Annotated in this window: 15 protein-coding genes; 6 read left to right on the plus strand and 9 right to left on the minus strand. The window is 52.2% G+C overall.

Features of this window, described 5'->3' with window-relative positions; genetic code table 11:
- Positions 1–58: 58 nt before the first annotated feature.
- Together FCL42_RS10670 and FCL42_RS10675 are read left to right on the plus strand one after the other, a co-directional pair.
- Positions 59–1,687 (plus strand): Ig-like domain-containing protein, encoded by a 1,629-nt coding sequence (locus FCL42_RS10670; RefSeq protein WP_136863403.1) that lies wholly within the window; start codon positions 59–61, stop codon positions 1,685–1,687.
- Positions 1,688–1,788: 101 nt separating this feature from the next.
- Complete coding sequence (locus FCL42_RS10675; RefSeq protein WP_136863404.1) at positions 1,789–2,367, plus strand: nucleotidyltransferase family protein; 579 nt, start codon at positions 1,789–1,791, stop codon at positions 2,365–2,367.
- Here FCL42_RS10675 and FCL42_RS10680 read toward each other — a convergent pair.
- The 4 genes from FCL42_RS10680 to FCL42_RS10695 form a co-directional block, all read right to left on the minus strand.
- Positions 2,336–3,712 carry an ATP-binding protein gene (locus FCL42_RS10680; RefSeq protein WP_136863405.1) on the minus strand — a complete coding sequence of 459 codons (1,377 nt, stop codon included), beginning with the start codon at positions 3,710–3,712 and terminating at the stop codon, positions 2,336–2,338. The two genes, FCL42_RS10675 and FCL42_RS10680, sit on opposite strands and share 32 nt — an antisense overlap.
- On the minus strand, positions 3,699–4,370 hold the full coding sequence (locus FCL42_RS10685; protein WP_136863406.1) for a response regulator transcription factor: 672 nt from the start codon (positions 4,368–4,370) through the stop codon (positions 3,699–3,701). The genes FCL42_RS10680 and FCL42_RS10685 overlap by 14 nt, the downstream gene beginning before the upstream one ends.
- A gap of 115 nt (positions 4,371–4,485) precedes the next feature.
- The gene (locus tag FCL42_RS10690) at positions 4,486–5,706 is read right to left on the minus strand and encodes a hypothetical protein (protein ID WP_229359837.1); all 1,221 of its coding nucleotides are present in this window, start codon (positions 5,704–5,706) and stop codon (positions 4,486–4,488) included.
- A gap of 152 nt (positions 5,707–5,858) precedes the next feature.
- Positions 5,859–6,764, minus strand: a complete 906-nt coding sequence (locus tag FCL42_RS10695; RefSeq protein WP_136863407.1) for a LysR family transcriptional regulator — start codon at positions 6,762–6,764, stop codon at positions 5,859–5,861.
- 120 nt (positions 6,765–6,884) lie between these two features.
- Between FCL42_RS10695 and FCL42_RS10700 the strand changes: the two genes are divergently transcribed.
- Complete coding sequence (locus tag FCL42_RS10700; protein ID WP_136863408.1) at positions 6,885–7,679, plus strand: SDR family NAD(P)-dependent oxidoreductase; 795 nt, start codon at positions 6,885–6,887, stop codon at positions 7,677–7,679.
- A 134-nt stretch (positions 7,680–7,813) separates the two neighbouring features.
- On the opposite strand, the gene FCL42_RS10705 is transcribed toward FCL42_RS10700, so the two are convergent.
- The 5 genes from FCL42_RS10705 to FCL42_RS10725 form a co-directional block, all read right to left on the minus strand.
- Positions 7,814–8,950 carry a DUF5692 family protein gene (locus FCL42_RS10705; protein ID WP_136863409.1) on the minus strand — a complete coding sequence of 379 codons (1,137 nt, stop codon included), beginning with the start codon at positions 8,948–8,950 and terminating at the stop codon, positions 7,814–7,816.
- A gap of 282 nt (positions 8,951–9,232) precedes the next feature.
- Entirely contained in the window at positions 9,233–10,522 is a 1,290-nt protein-coding gene (locus tag FCL42_RS10710; protein WP_136863410.1) for an ATP-binding protein, read from the minus strand.
- Positions 10,519–11,205: a response regulator gene (locus FCL42_RS10715; protein ID WP_205729257.1), complete on the minus strand. Its 687-nt coding sequence runs from the start codon at positions 11,203–11,205 to the stop codon at positions 10,519–10,521. The genes FCL42_RS10710 and FCL42_RS10715 overlap by 4 nt, the downstream gene beginning before the upstream one ends.
- Complete coding sequence (locus FCL42_RS10720) at positions 11,205–11,594, minus strand: DUF3019 domain-containing protein (RefSeq protein WP_229359838.1); 390 nt, start codon at positions 11,592–11,594, stop codon at positions 11,205–11,207. The genes FCL42_RS10715 and FCL42_RS10720 overlap by 1 nt, the downstream gene beginning before the upstream one ends.
- 9 nt (positions 11,595–11,603) lie before the next feature.
- Entirely contained in the window at positions 11,604–12,416 is an 813-nt protein-coding gene (locus tag FCL42_RS10725) for a MipA/OmpV family protein (protein WP_229359839.1), read from the minus strand.
- Positions 12,417–12,643: 227 nt separating this feature from the next.
- On the opposite strand from FCL42_RS10725, the gene ompV reads away from it, so the two are divergent.
- From ompV to FCL42_RS10740, 3 genes are all read left to right on the plus strand, one after another.
- Positions 12,644–13,417: an outer membrane protein OmpV gene (ompV, locus tag FCL42_RS10730; RefSeq protein WP_136863414.1), complete on the plus strand. Its 774-nt coding sequence runs from the start codon at positions 12,644–12,646 to the stop codon at positions 13,415–13,417.
- Between the two features lie 19 nt (positions 13,418–13,436).
- Positions 13,437–13,895, plus strand: coding sequence for a CC0125/CC1285 family lipoprotein (locus FCL42_RS10735; protein WP_136863415.1), 459 nt, complete (start codon positions 13,437–13,439; stop codon positions 13,893–13,895).
- Positions 13,896–14,152: 257 nt separating this feature from the next.
- Positions 14,153–15,160, plus strand: a complete 1,008-nt coding sequence (locus FCL42_RS10740) for a tetratricopeptide repeat protein (protein WP_136863416.1) — start codon at positions 14,153–14,155, stop codon at positions 15,158–15,160.
- Positions 15,161–15,368 lie beyond the last annotated feature (208 nt).

A 15,368-nucleotide genomic window follows, 5' to 3' on the forward strand; every position in this document is an offset into this window, starting at 1 on the left:
AGCTACTGGATACTGTCTGTGGAAAAACAGACAGTGCTCAGCACTGCAGGAGATGATGATGAACACCAAAATTACCCTAATCGCATCCATCTTGGCGGCCACCCTGGTCACCGGTTGTAGCGACGACGATGACAACAACTCACCCCCACCACCGGTTCCAAACAACGCTCCGGTTGCCGCTGACATCCTCAGCGAAACCGAAAGTGCCGTTGCCATTGAGATCGACGTGCTGGCCAAGGCCACTGACGCAGATGGCGACACACTCACCATTACCGCCGCCGAAGCGGTTAAAGGGCAAGCTAGCATCAAAGATGGCTTGATTCACTACGATCCAAAAGGCTTCGTCGGTGAAGACGTTATCGACTATAGCATCAGTGACGGCACCGACACCGATGAGGCAATCGTTACTGTCACTGTGACCGAAACCGAAGTGGTATTGAGCTATGTGGGCAGCGACCAGTGTCAAATGTGTCACTCGCAGCAGTACGCCAGCCACCAGAAGAGTGGTCACAACTTCAAGATCAGCAAAGTGGAAAATGGTCAACAGCCAGTATTCCCCTACACCGACATCAGCGGTGCACTGGAACTGATTAGTGATGCGGCTACCGATGACGACAACGACGGCCAGACCGACAACACTTTGGGCGCACCAACGAGCTACGCCGACGTAACCTACATCACCGGTGGTTACTTCAAGAAACTGCGCTGGTTCGATAACAATGGTCACATCGTGACCGGTACTGACGTGCAGTTTAACCTGTACGGCGAAGGCGATGACGTCATGAGTGGCTACCACGATAACGACATCGACATGATGTATGACTGCGGTAATTGTCACAATACCGGCTGGCGTCCATATGCCACTGGCAGCTACGAACATCGCCAAGATGATCTAGCTGGCATGGGTGGTAACTTTGCCTTCGCTGGCGTTCAATGTGAAGCCTGCCACGGCGCCGCCTCTGAACACGTTAAGGCTCCATCAAAAGACAACATCACCAAAGTCGCCACCCCACGTACTACGGCGTCTCTGCAAAGCGATTCAATGGGCTATGGTGAAGCGATGCACTGCGCAGAATGCCATACTCGTGATGGCAACCGAGAGGGCGGCGACCTAGGTAATAACTACGTCAACGGCTACACCACCGCTTTCCCTGACGGTGAAGAGTTTGGTGGTCGCATTGCGGTGAAAGGCGGCCTGCCTCGTCACCATCAGGGCCACGATGAGATGATGGGCATTGACCCAGATACCGGCGTCGCCATGGGCAAGCACTACAACGCTGGCATGAGCTGCTCTAGCTGTCACAACCCGCACCAATCCACCGTGAATATGGGCGCTGCGGACGGCCTACACGACACTGCCGTCAAAGCCTGTAGCACCTGCCACGCCGGTAAGGAGATGTCGGATCAAGGCATGCTAGGTCTGCACGCCAGCATGGATTGCACCACCTGTCATATGCCTGAAGTGGTTAAGAACGCCACCTCGACACTAACCAAAGCGGGCGTGACTTTCGGTGACCAGATGATCCACACCATGGAGATCGACCTATTCAATGACAAAGGCCAGATCACCGAAGACGGTAAGTTTATGTACCCTTACCTTCAAGACGGCTTTGCCTGTGGTGAGTGTCACGCCGAAGGCAGCAAGTTAGACCGCTTGGTCGAGCTTGGCGGCAAGATGCACAAGTAACTCACCCTATCATCATTATTTAATAGTGAAGCCGCCTTCGGGCGGCTTTTTTAGGTCTCTGATATACTGCCAACCCCGCTTCTTCAGACCAGCTCAAGCCGATGCTCGACCAACAACTGCGCCAGCTACTGTATGACGATGCCGATAGAATGGCAGCGCTCAGCGCGCTGCGCCAGTTATCACTGCCTGATGCCTATATCGGCGCTGGCTTTGTACGTAACCTAGTGTGGGACCATTTGCATGGCTATCAGGCCACCGTTCTAAATGATGTGGATGTGGTCTACTTTGACCCCAAACTGCGCTGGCAAGACTTGGAACTGGAAACTTCGCTGACCAAGCTGATACCAAACCTAAATTGGCAGGTAAAAAACCAAGCACTGATGCACCAAAAGCACGGTGATGCACCCTATCACAATACCGAAGATGCCATCCGTCGCTGGCCCGAACTGGAAACCGCCATCGCCGTCAGGCTCAATGATGACGACGATTTCGAGATTCTCGCCCCATTCGGGTTATCCTCCTTATTTGCTGGGCAGCTCACCCCTAATCCAGCTCGAGAGTATCAACTGTTTCTCAATCGAGTTCGCACCAAGAACTGGCTTACTCACTGGCCTAGATTATCTCTTGTGGAAGCCCAGCAGGGGGATATCAACCCGACAGTGCCAAAGCAAAACGCGTAGCTGGCCAACTCACCACAAACTTAGCACCGCCAAGGGACGACTCTTGCACCTCGATGCTGGCGTCCATTCGCGCCGCCGCGGCTTTGGCAATGGCCAGCCCCAATCCAAGCCCCCCCGTGCGTCGATTCCGGCTCTGATCCAAGCGAGCATAGGGCAAAAAGACGGTATCTCGATCCGCCTCAGGGATCCCTGAGCCATCATCTTCCACCACCAATACGCAGCGTTTTCCTAAGCAGCGGGTGTCTACGCTAACCTTGCTGGCAGCGTGGTTCACCGCATTTTTTATCAAATTGTCGAACACCAAACGCAGATAGACCGAGCTGCAGCTAAGCATCAACTTTTGACTCTGCTGCAGCTCAATGTGCCGCTGCTCAGGCATGGCCATCTCCCGCAACCGAGTTTGTAACCATGGGGTCAAGGTTATCGATAGCGGCGGGGTTTCATCGCCACCATCCACGGAAGCATTGAGTTTCGAGAACTCCACAACCTGATTCACCAACTCATTGACGTCGTCCACGTAGCGATCAATGTCTGCAGTCAACTGCTTGAGCTCCGGTTGCTCGGTGCGCTGCTGAATAAGACCAGTCGCCAGCTGAATTCGGCTTAGGGGGGTTCGAACCTCATGGGGAATAGCTTGGGCAAAAATATCTCGTTCACGCACCAGATTTTCAACATCGGTGGCCATCAAGTTGAAGCTGTGGGCCAGCTCATCCAGCGGCTTCTGCATGTTTTCATCGGCACGTACCTGAAGCTCCCCGTCGCCAAAGCGGCGCTGATAGCCAATAAGAGATCGAATCTGATCCTGAAGGTTTCGCACTACCAACATAATGGTGATGCCAATCAGCACCATGGCCATCACCACCAGAAACGGATACACACCAACGCCCAGCTCAAACTGTGACTCAAACTTGGACATGAACTTATGCTCTTCCGGCGTACGCTCTTCATCCAGTTTTTGGTAGATCGCCAAACTGGCATCGCTACTAGGGGAGATAAACACCGCCATCAGCTCCCCCTCTTCCAACTCGTAGTAATCCACCCCTTTGATGGCCTTGATGTAGTTACAGTTTTGACAGGGAAAGTAGCGCTCATCGCCGCTGAGCACCTTGAAAGAAAAGTCCAGCGTCAGAGGGTAGGCCAGCATATCTAGATCTTTCTGGCTGCCCTCATGCACCGCCTGAGAGACCTGCTGATGAAGGTAGTTGGCCTCATACACAAACAGCGAGAAATCACCGTCACGGTACAGGGACTCCACCACATACAGAGTAAGTAGTACCGTCAAACACACCACAAACAGAATACTGAGGTAGAGGCGCGTAAACAGCGTGAATTTAGGTATCCGCATTGATCAATTTATACCCCTGATTCCTCACGGTAATGATGGTTTGGTAGGGGGCTCGGTTATCACCAAGCTTCTTCCTAAGGGCGGAGATACGCATATCGATGGAACGGTCGCACAGGTCATAATCGATGCCACGGAGCGAGCGACAACACTGAGTTCGACTGACCACATCGCCAATATTCTCTATCAACAAGGTCAGCATCTGGTACTCAGACTCAGTCAGTGTCAGAGGCTGACCTCTAAACTGCACTCTTTGACTATGACGACACACCTCAAACTGAGATTTCGGCATCGGCCGGTGGCGACGTAATAGCGCGTCAATGCGAGCGGTTAAGACATGAGGCCGCAGGGGCTTACCCATGAAATCGTCGGCCCCCAGCTTCAATAAGCTCACCTCACTGACGTCATCGTCACAGGCAGTCAGCACCATAATGGCACCGGTGTAGAATTTGCGAGCCCGTTTACAGACCTCGATGCCACTCAACCCCGGTAACATCAGATCCAACACCACCAGATCTGGATTTTGCAGCTGAATGGCCGCCAATGCTTCGGTGCCGTTGTCGATCACCGCCACATTGAACCCTTCCGCTTCCAGATACATGGCAACCAAACGTGCGATCTCTTGATCGTCCTCAACCAGTAATATGTTTCCCTTAGTCACCTCGCCCCCAGCAGATCAATGCAATGATGATTTAATACTGTGCATCGACCTGCTAATTTAGGGGAAAGTTCACCTTTTTGTTACAGAAAATGTCATAAACGATCCCTTTATCACGTTACAGACTATTCACCGCAACCGTGGTATCACTGAAGACTAAAGACTCGATATCCACCAAGGTGTTATTACCATCACGGCCATCCACCATATCTTTGACACTGACCTCTTTACCATTTTTGCTGACTTCATATTCCGACGATGGACCAGAGAACAGCACTTTGTTGGTACCGGTGTTACCCCAAATATGGTTGTCGCGACCGTTCACTATCACATTGCTGTTTTTGCTGCCGGTTAAGCGCAGGTCTTTCAGGTATTGAGCATGATGGGTGTAGCCCAATGCCGCGTTGAATTTGAGGCTAAAGTCTCCCTCAAAACTGTCATCAATACGGGCGGTGTAGGTGAGATAAGGGTGGAAGAATTTGTTGTTCAGCAATTCTGCGCCACGGGGATCTTTGGTTGGGATCTGTTCACGAGTCTTGGCGACATACAGATTCCACATGCCATATTGCCCCTCGTGGGCTCCCCAAAGGCCATAGTAACTGTCGATGACAGAAGCCAGATACTCCTGGGACAGGCTATTTTCTTCAGTTAGCTCCTTAACCCAGCCCGCAGACTCCTCACCCCAAGCCCACTTTTTGTCCGTCAACGCGTACTCTTGCGCCGTACGGATCTCTGCTTGGTAATCTGGCAGTGCCCCATTGAATTGAGGGTTCTGATCTACGCCGATGCCATAGTCATGCACCAGATGTAGGATCTCCTCAAAGGTGGCATCTCGGTGATCGTAGTTTTGGTTGATGTACCAAGGGTGACCCTCTACTTGAATCTCTCCCGCATACAGGGGCTGTCCCTCGACCTCTGAAGCTGGGTTAGTGCCATCATCGACGCCATTGAGCAGCAACAAGATGGCGCCATTGTCTGCCATTTTATTGGCCACCGCGCTCTTATCAGCACCGTATTGAGAGCCGGGGTAATTAGTAAGATAGTGCTCAAGCACGTTCCGTGCGCGAACAATCTGGTTATCGGTCAGGGCATCCTGAACCACGATGTGAATCGCACCGCCATTGGGGGTGTCCACCTTGGTATAGCGGTCGAATTTCAACGCCTTGGTATAAGTAGACTGCAATGCTGTGGGGACTTCAGTAATCCCTAACTCATTGTCCGGTTTTGGTGTCGGCCCAGGAGTTGGGGTAGGCGTGGTGGAAGATGAAGAACTGCCTCCGCAACCATACAGCGCTGCCAAGACCATGGCTCCCATAGTTAACCCAATGACTTTCTTCATAATAATCCTTAAGAAAAAATGATGACGATCATTAAAGTAAACCAAGCACTGGATGGATGCTGTAAGGCTAAGTAAGCGACCCAGATTCGGGAACAACAGCCGCCAGCGGATGGGCTTTGAAGCGCTTACAAACGCTTACATAGCGAAAATCCCTAAACGTGCGGCGAACTGTCCCAATACGGCGGAGTACCGAACTGTTCAATGTAATAATCAATAAAGGCGCGCACCTTGGGCGCCAATAACTGCGAGCTAGGGTAGACCGCCCACACTGCGACATCTGATGCCAAAGGGTAATCCTCTAGCACGGGCACCAACTCACCACTTCTCAAGTGTTGATGCACATTCCAAGTGGCCTGCATTGCGATACCTACGCCGGCGACGCAGGCCTGCCTCATGGCCGTGCCATTATCGGTGCGAAAACTGCCCCTAGGCCGAATGGTTACCACCTCGGCATCATTCTGAAACTGCCACGTATCAATTCCGGTCAGCACAATGCAGTTATGTTGTGCCAGTTCCTCAAGTGACCTAGGCGTTCCATGTTTCGCCAGATACTCGGGGGAAGCACACAGCATGCGTTTATCTCGGGCCAACTTGCGAGCGATCAAGCTGGAATCTTTTAATGCCGAGTTACGAATGGCGATATCAAAACCGCCCTCAACCAGATCCACCACGGTATCGGTCAGTCGAAAGTCCACGGTTAGTTCTGGGTATCTACCCAGAAAGCCTTTTAGTTTTGGCATCATGTGCATGGTGGCAAATGACGCCGGTGCCGACACTCTCAGCGTACCTTTAGGCATGATGTTGCCCACACCTATCGAGGCTCGAGCCACCTCTACCTGAGCCAATACCTCCTGGGCATGAGGCAAAAAGGTCAGCCCCTCTTCGGTCAGTGACACTTTGCGAGTGGTGCGATGCACCAAACGCACTCCTAAGGCTGCTTCCAACTTATTGATGTGGGTACTGGCCACCGCAGGCGACAGCCCTAACTCCTGCCCCGCTGCACTGATGTTATGGGTGGCGGCAAGGCGCACGAACAGTCGTAGGTGCTCAAGATTCATCGTCTATTTTCTTCGTTTTGAATAAAGTGATTCGTCTGTAGCCGATATTATCAAAATGGCGGCGGGATAATAGACTTGGGTTATCGAGAATCACCGGTCACTCATGAGGAACATCAGGCCATGACGAAAACCATTTTGCTTACTGGGGCTACCGATGGCATCGGCTTGGTTACCGCAGAGATGCTGTTATCCCAAGGCCACAAGGCACTGCTACACGGTCGTAACCCCAATAAACTGCAGCAAGTTGAGCAACAACTAAAGCGTCGTCACCCTGATGCTCAAATTGAAATCTACCTTGCAGACCTTAGCGATCTGAAGCAAGTGGTCGCCATGGCTGACACCATTGCAGCTCAGCATGAACACTTAGATGTGCTGATCAATAATGCCGGTGTCTACCAACTGGCGAATCCAATCAGCCCTGAGGGTCAAGACTACCGTTTTATCGTAAATACACTGGCGCCTTATCTGCTTACCCAAAAGCTGCTGCCACTCATGAACGCGGCGTCTCGGGTGGTTAACCTCTCTTCCGCGGCGCAAGCACCTGTTTCACTGGAAGCGTTGCAAGGAAAACGTCCACTCTCCGATAACGCCGCCTACGCTCAAAGCAAACTGGCGATCACCATGTGGACCCGAGCGCTAAGCCAGCAGGTCGCTCCGATGATCGTGGCGGTGAACCCTAAGTCGTTCTTGGGCAGCAAGATGGTAAAAGAGGCCTATGGCGTTGTGGGTGGCGACCTTAGCATTGGCGCAGACATCCTGATTCGTGCCGCCCTATCAGAGGAATTTGCAGACGCCTCTGGCAAGTATTTTGATAACGACAGTGGCAACTTTGCTCCGCCCCACCCAGACGCTCTAGATAGTCATAAATGCGCTGCATTGATGGCTACGATTGAATCACTACTTAAGGACCGTTGATCGGTGAGGCTTGCTTTTCACCAGAGTGCCATCGATCTCGTTTTCCGTTTAATCGAGCGTGTGTTTTCAGCTTCGAGGCATCCTGAGGCGCCCCTAAGACAACTTCGGCTCCAGTATTGGAGCCGAGCAGTCGGTTAATAAGCGACAGGGTTTTGTCCCACCTCAATGTATTTGGGTGACTTATGTAGATACTTCCAGCGCCAGTAATACAACAGGTACAGCAAGTTAACTGCAAAGCTAAAGGCGGACACCGCTAACAGAGAGCCATCGGTTCGATAGGTGGGCACGGTGTGCACTTCCACGAAGGTCTTGAACGAAAAGCCGTACATCATGAAGATCGACAAAGTGAAAATTCGCGCCTGCATCCAGGTCCCTTTCTTAATGAAGATGGCTGGCAAGGTCGCCGCTGACAGCACCGCAATCTGAATCGAGGTCAGATCGGGGAAGCTGTTGTACACAAAAGTGATGTTCCAGACGTCATACACCAAAATGAAAATCAGCGTCATGCCGGGCCACAGCACATCTCGCTCTGGGGAGTCATCAGGATCAATGCCTGCCCAACGGGTCACCGCTAGCACACAAAAGATCCCAGCGAAGCCATTGAGAATATTTGGCAAATGACCGATGGAAAAGTCCTGCCCGACGGCTTCAAGGATGTTGATGATGAACAGCGCCGCAATGGTGAAACGCACCCACTTTTTACGGAACATCTGAGTGGTCGCCATCAAAATAAAGAACCAGCCATGAACAATCGGCGAGTAAAGCTTGGCCCATTTAAACCAAGCATCAATACCCACACCCATCCAATAAGGCAGCAGCACAATAGGTGCTACGGCAAACAGAGTGATCATCACCACTTTGGATTTTCGGGACAGTTCGTACACCAAGATACTGCCGATAAAGAACAGGATCAGATGCGTCCATGATGCCAGCGCGTTATTTTTGGTGATATTCACCGGCTTGCCTTCAACCACTATGTTCATGGTATCCGCATCGATGAAGGTGGCGATGCCAGTTTCAAATTCATGAATCTGGTCGCTTTTTTTAGACAGGATATGCAACTGGTCGCCTTCCAAACGCCAATGCTTTTCATCAATCACATTACGATCTGAATTTTGCAGCTCAATGGTAACTCGACCATCTCGGTAGAAATCCAGCAGATACAGACCATCGCCACTGCCCACTGGCCCTTCGGTGATAATCTGCCAGCGGCCCATCTGAAATGGGTCGACGTCGCTAGGCTCCGCTGCGGTTGCGCAGCCCAGAGTCATAATGATCAAATTGATGCATGCTATAAGCGTACAACTGAATCTTCTAAACACCTTCGCCTCCTTGGAAATTAGGTGAATTCAAGTTGTTCGCTTCCTCACTCCGTTGATCCCTACCCTAACCAAGCCCAGCCGACGATTACGTTACACGATCCTCAGCGAGGTGGATAAAAAGAAGCCAAATCAGCGTACTCCCCAACCAAATTAGAGTTATTGGTCTAGATCAAAAGCAGGTCACAATGTGGCTGTTTTTGTGAATCTCATCATCGTCACAGGGCCGCCGAATTAAGAGGCCGGTTTTAACCCCAACGACAACCGAGCGCCATGGAGCTGTGGCGCTTGGCCAATCTCCAGCGGCGTGTCCATCCACTGAGCAATGCGAGCGACAATGGCTAAGCCCATTCCATGCCCCGCATTGCCTCGACTCTGACGGCCACGCACGAAGGGCTTAAGCACTTTGGTTCGCTCGGCCTCATCGATTCCGTCGCCATCATCATCCACATGCAACCACAGGCGTTGGTCAGCGTTAGAGGTGGAAAGCACCACTTGCTGTCGACCAAACCGTAGGGCGTTACTTAGCAAATTGTTGACCTGCATCTTCAGATAACGAGGATCCGCCAACACCTCTCGATCGCGGCATGACGCCTCGAACCGAATCGTCATCTCCGTATCTTGATGCTCGGCCACACACTGCTCAACCAACTGAACAAGACTGACCTTTTGCCAGTCTGGAGTAATATTGGCTTCATCCAAGCGCGCGTATTGCAGCAGCAACGCCACCAACTCCTCCATGGCATCCAGATCTCTGCCCAGCCGCTGCAGATAACGCTGGCGCTGGCTGTCACTCTGCACCTCTTCTAAGGCTTCTAGGCCAAATCTAAGCCGAGCGATGGGCGTTTTGAGATCGTGAGAAACCGCCCGACTGAGCAACTTATTGTCTTCCAAAAGCTGCTGAATTCGGTCCGCCATGCGGTTAAATTCCTGCTCAATGGGGGCAATGTAGGAGATCCGTCCTGGGCTTACCCGCTGCTCCAATTGACCCATACCAAACGCCTGAGCCACTCTACTGAGGTTCACCAAGCTGCGAATCAGAGGCGAAACCCACAACAGCAAAATCAGTACAATGCCCGCATAAAACAGCACGGTAAACAGCTGATCAACGCCGCTCTCCTGTTCAGGGAATTGCAGACCCGTACTGATGCTCAGCACCCGTTGGGTATGGGGAAGGTGATAATGAAGCGAGATCCCCTCATCAGACTCCAGCACCAAAGGCTCCCCCGCCAGAAACCCCGGCTCGAGACTTGGTGGTAGCGCAAATGCCTTGAGTTCGGTGAATGACAACTGCTCAGGATTGTGCCGATTCCAACTGACAGCCGTGAGTTGCGACTGCTGTAAATCGTCATCCAGCGCTCGAGCCAACGACTCCCCTAAACGCTTCACCGCCGCCAGTTGCGCTGCCGAAGTCGGCCGATCTTGATCCTGTGAATAAACCGATGCCAACTCACTGATCGACCAACCCAAACCAGCGATGGCGACTAACACCACCAGCAACAGCGACAGGGTTAATCGCTTCACGCCTGCTCCTCACAGAAGAGATAACCTTTGCCGCGAACCGTTTTGATGATGTATGGCTGGGGCGGTGCTTCCTGCAACCGACGACGTAGACGAGATGCGCGGATGTCGATAGACCGATCCAAACCGTCGTACTCGATGCCACGTAATTTCTGGGTCAGCTCTTCACGGCTAACCACTTCACCGGCACGACTGGCCAGCAGCCACAGCAGATCAAATTCATTATCGTGAAGATCCACCTTTTCCCCAGACACCGTAACCACTTTGGCCACCGCATCCAGCTCCAGTTGATCGAACTTTAACAGCTCTTTGGCAGGCGCATCACTGGTGCGGCGCAGCAGCGCTTTGATGCGAGCCAACAACACCTTGGGGCGAACAGGCTTGGTCAGGTAGTCATCGGCCCCCACATCCAGCCCCATGATCTCGTCGCCCTCTTCACTGCATGCGGTCATGAACAGCACCGGGCCTTGATAGAACTGACGAGCCTCACGGCAAACTTCGAAGCCATCTTTTACCGGCATCATCACATCCAGCAGCACCAGATCCGGCGTCTCTTCCGCAATCATGGTCAAGGCATAATCTCCCTGAGAGGCCACCGAGACGCTGTAGCCGTGCTCAATCAGGTAGTCACTGATCCACTCAGCTAGCGAGTGATCATCCTCAACCACCAGAATATGATTGCTCATCAGAATAATCTCCAGCCAGAACGACTTTGCCGAGGCGCCTTATACACCCAGGTCACCTCAACTTTCACCTCCGCCAGCGGCGAGTTTTCTCCCTCACGGATCAAACTGTAGCGGGTGGTTTTATCCCCTTCAAAAGCCAGCAGGTAGCGCTGTCGATTGCGGCCATCCCAACACAGCAGTTGCTGGCGATCTTGAGCCTGCATCAGGCAATAGCGCCCCCGTTCTGGCGTTTTCCAGCTGAACTCCACGTCCTGATAGCAGATCTGGCCTTTGTGTAGGGCGATACAGCGTTCCGGAGTCGCGGTAAAGTGCACCTGTGTCTCGGTGGCCTGAGCATTCATGGTCAGCAGTAATAGCGTGCCCCATAGGGAGCGAATGAATAATGTCATCATCGCCCCCTAAAACACGTAGCTGATGGAAACGCTCGCCATGGAGCTGTGATCATCAACCACAAACGGGCTGTCACTGACTTCACCGGGTATCGACCAGAAGCGATAAAAGCCACGGAATACCAGGTTCTGAGTGATGGGGTACGCCGCCCCCACCTCAACACCAAAACTCAAAGAGGCGTCCGGCTTGTATTCGGGAAAGAGTGTGGTGGCTTCCTCGCGACTGACACCATAAAGGTGCTGATTCAGGGTCGCCGAGGCATACTCAACGCTGCCCAAGATATGAAAGTTCCAGTTTCTCACCTGCCAAGATTTGCCCAGACGGGCAGAGCCAAACACCCCTTGGTCATCGTAGTAGTCGGTCATCAGGCGCAGCTGCAACACATACTGGTTATCCCAGTAACGGGTAGCGCGAATGCCGGCCCCAACGTAGAGCGAGTCCTCTTCGGAAAGCAGATAGAGGTTGCGCTCAAATTCATCCAATTGAGACGGGTCGACACCATCGAGGCGGCTGTAGGATCCCATCAAATTGGCGGCCAACAGGTCCAGCGACCAGTTTTCTGAATTCCAGAAATTGAACCCCAGATTGATGCCATCTTGAGACTGATGGATCATCTCGGCAAACAGTCCCTTGTATTGATACACACCGCTGATCAGCAGCGACGGGATCAGGCTGTCTTCGTCCTCCAAACGGACGTCCGAACTCGACCCCAGGTAACTTAGTGAAGCGCCTAACTCAAAGTAACCGCCGTCTCCACTGTGCGCTGCGCCACCAGCAACACTTTCCACAATGTCACCAGCGAAGGCACTCGGTATCGTCATTGAAGTCGCCAATAACAGCGCCTGTATTGTTCTGCTGCCGCTCATATTCCCCCACCGGATCCGGCGATCCTAACTGCTCCATTTCGGTTACAACAACCGAATCGATAGTGACTATTCTACTCACAAATCAGAAACATCCTACGCTAGGATACATTCGGATACAGAGTTCAGTTCCGCGGGTGGATAAAGTGAGATCCAACACACAGTTAACCACCTGAGGAATTCACATGAAACAGATTGCACTTTTAGCTACCGCCGCGCTTCTCTCTGGCCACGCTTTTGCCGACGGTGATACCTACATCCGCAACGGCAACATCTACAGCCATCAAGGCCAGTATTTTGCTGGTGCGGGCGTGGTAACTGGCAGCAAATTCTACAAAGGACAGGATCACCAAACCGCAGCTTACTTAAATGGTGGCTACCACGGTGACGACTTCAACGCCGACCTATCCGGCATCAACTACCGCTTCTTCGGTAACAACGACAGCGCCCTGAATTTTAGTGTGTTTGCCGTTGCCAACCCGGGGATCGACTCCGATGATGCCGACATCCTAAAAGGGATGGATGACCGAGACATCAGCGCCGATTTGGGTATCAACGCCGACCTGCACCTAGCAAATGGCACCCTGAGCACCAAATTTCAGCACGATGTCACCGGTAAATATAAAGGTTATCAAGCAGACCTGACCTACTTCCACCCAGTGTCTCTCGGGTTTGGCGACCTCGTGCCTTTCGCTGGAGTGCATTACGCCAGCAAGGATTACGTCAACTACTACACCGGCGTTAAAGCGTCGGAAGCCGTTAAAGGCCGCCCAGCCTATCGAGGCGACGGTGACTTCAGTTACCACGCTGGGTATCAGATGGTCGTGCCAGTAACCAAGCATCTGGATGTGGTCCATAGCGCAGCTTACACCCGACTGGGCAGTGAAATGGGTGACTCACCACTTATCGACAGTAAGAACCAGTGGGCCACCTCTTTGGGCGTAACCTACAGCTTCTAATTGGATACAGGAGACCATCATGAAACGCTTGATGCAGCTGACACTGAGCTTGGGATTGGCGCTACTGATCAGTGCTTGTGCCACCTCTTACGACACCGAAAAGTCATTTTGGACCTTTGGTGAAGGCTTCGACACCGTACAGATCGCCCCCGACAGTTGGCAGATTAGCTTCGTGGGTAATAATGCCACCGACCGAGCACTGGCACGCCGTTACGTGCTGTTTAAATCGGCGGAGCTGTGCCAGCAGGCAGGTTACCCCTACTTCACCTTCACCAGTGAGCGGGTCGACCGAGATTCCGTTGGCCAAACGGGAATTGGAACTGACATCGACAAAGATTTCCTATTTGGCACCAGCAGCATCGAGAAACAGACCTCATTGATGGTCGAAGTGACTGGCCTTAAAGAGCAATCGAAAACCAGCCAAACTCGGATCTACTCCACCGACTACATCCTCAACCACATTCAGGTTGAAGGCTAACCGCCAAAACAATAAAGCCGCATCACTGCGGCTTGTTTCGATCTCAACAACAAAGAATGCATTCCCCTCACTGTGCACTGCCGTATGCCACCATGTTGTGGCACAATGCGCCGGTCAAATATCACAAGTGACTGAAAATTATTTAGTTAATACACGCACTTTTGCTACAAATCGTCGCAAATGCCGTTCAGTCACGGTAACGCTTCGTCAGCCTTGGGCTGAACGACACCCCGTTACCACACCAAACCGGAGTATCAATGAAATACCTAAGCAATACGGTTTTGCTCACCACCGCAATGCTGCTGTCGGCACCAAGCTGGGCGTACGATCTGTCCATTGAGATTTTTGAGGATGAGGAGCTAACCCTACTCAAAACCGCCGAAACCAGCGATGACGCCGAGGTGCTGAAAGCCGCCTCCGATCTGCTGATATACCAGTCCATGTACCAAGAAAACACCGATCGCGGCTATCAATACCTAAAGCAAGTTGCGGAAACTGGCGATCAAGAGGCGATGGTGGCCCTCGCCGACGCCTACTACGACAACGACGAATATGATCTGTCTTTGGCTTGGTATCACAAAGCCGAAGCGGGCCAAGATCCCTACGTCCTTTATAGCCTTGGGGTGATGTACTTCGACGGCGAAGGCACTGAGGCGGACATGGAGAAAGGCACTCAATACTATCTGCAAGCGGCCAAAGGCGGCAGCAGTGACGCCATGTACCAACTGGCGTTCTCCTACGACAATGGCGATGGCATCAAACAGAGCTATGAAAAATCCGCTTATTGGTTTGGTCAGGCGGCCGCTCTCGGCGACGTCAGTGCCGCTTACAACCTTGGCGTGGCCTACCTAAACGGTGAAGGTGTAGACAAGAGCTGCCCGAAGGCGATGGAGCTGTTCACAACCGCCATCAACGAAGAAAACCACGCGCTGTCCAACGCAAAAATGGGGGACATCTTCTACTCCAATCGCTACAAGAAAGCCTGCGGCCTATCAAAATCTGATTACAACCGTAGCTTCAACTACTTCACCGAAGCCGCAGGCCAAGGGGATGCGTACAGCCAATACATGATGGCGCTCTCCTACCTCAAGGGCCACGGTGTTGAAAAGGACAAAATCAGCGCTCTGGCTTGGTTCTATGTGGCTGATGAGTACGGCGATGAGGATGCTGGTCGTGAAATCATCAAACTGAAACTGCTGATGTCTGGCGAAGACATTGCCAAAGCCGAACAGCTAAAAGAGCAGCTATTGGAAGAGATCTGGTAATCACCAAGGTTAACCAGCACACCCAGAGGGAGCGCCTAGCGCTCCCTTTTTTGTGCCACCACGACCGCAAGCGAAGAAACCACGTTCGTTTGAACTACACTGAAAATCCCACCATAACGCCCCAGTCACAATCATCAGAAACCCTGAATAACCATTGAAATAATAAGTGCTTAAGCTCTAGTATAGTGATCATAAAATCACCAGCGAT

It is taken from the genome of Ferrimonas aestuarii (assembly GCF_005116665.1).
Lineage (GTDB): Bacteria > Pseudomonadota > Gammaproteobacteria > Enterobacterales > Shewanellaceae > Ferrimonas > Ferrimonas aestuarii.

Excerpts from the sequence above, each read along its gene's own strand:
- FCL42_RS10700 (WP_136863408.1), top strand. The coding sequence starts at position 6,885 with ATGACGAAAACCATTTTGCTTACTGGGGCTACCGATGGCATCGGCTTG.
- FCL42_RS10705 (WP_136863409.1), bottom strand. The coding sequence starts at position 8,950 with ATGACTCTGGGCTGCGCAACCGCAGCGGAGCCTAGCGACGTCGACCCA.
- ompV (WP_136863414.1), top strand. The coding sequence starts at position 12,644 with ATGAAACAGATTGCACTTTTAGCTACCGCCGCGCTTCTCTCTGGCCAC.
- FCL42_RS10720 (WP_229359838.1), bottom strand. The coding sequence starts at position 11,594 with ATGACATTATTCATTCGCTCCCTATGGGGCACGCTATTACTGCTGACC.
- FCL42_RS10670 (WP_136863403.1), top strand. The coding sequence starts at position 59 with ATGAACACCAAAATTACCCTAATCGCATCCATCTTGGCGGCCACCCTG.
- FCL42_RS10690 (WP_229359837.1), bottom strand. The coding sequence starts at position 5,706 with ATGAAGAAAGTCATTGGGTTAACTATGGGAGCCATGGTCTTGGCAGCG.
- FCL42_RS10715 (WP_205729257.1), bottom strand. The coding sequence starts at position 11,205 with ATGAGCAATCATATTCTGGTGGTTGAGGATGATCACTCGCTAGCTGAG.
- FCL42_RS10680 (WP_136863405.1), bottom strand. The coding sequence starts at position 3,712 with ATGCGGATACCTAAATTCACGCTGTTTACGCGCCTCTACCTCAGTATT.
- FCL42_RS10695 (WP_136863407.1), bottom strand. The coding sequence starts at position 6,764 with ATGAATCTTGAGCACCTACGACTGTTCGTGCGCCTTGCCGCCACCCAT.
- FCL42_RS10740 (WP_136863416.1), top strand. The coding sequence starts at position 14,153 with ATGAAATACCTAAGCAATACGGTTTTGCTCACCACCGCAATGCTGCTG.
- FCL42_RS10735 (WP_136863415.1), top strand. The coding sequence starts at position 13,437 with ATGAAACGCTTGATGCAGCTGACACTGAGCTTGGGATTGGCGCTACTG.
- FCL42_RS10675 (WP_136863404.1), top strand. The coding sequence starts at position 1,789 with ATGCTCGACCAACAACTGCGCCAGCTACTGTATGACGATGCCGATAGA.
- FCL42_RS10725 (WP_229359839.1), bottom strand. The coding sequence starts at position 12,416 with ATGACGATACCGAGTGCCTTCGCTGGTGACATTGTGGAAAGTGTTGCT.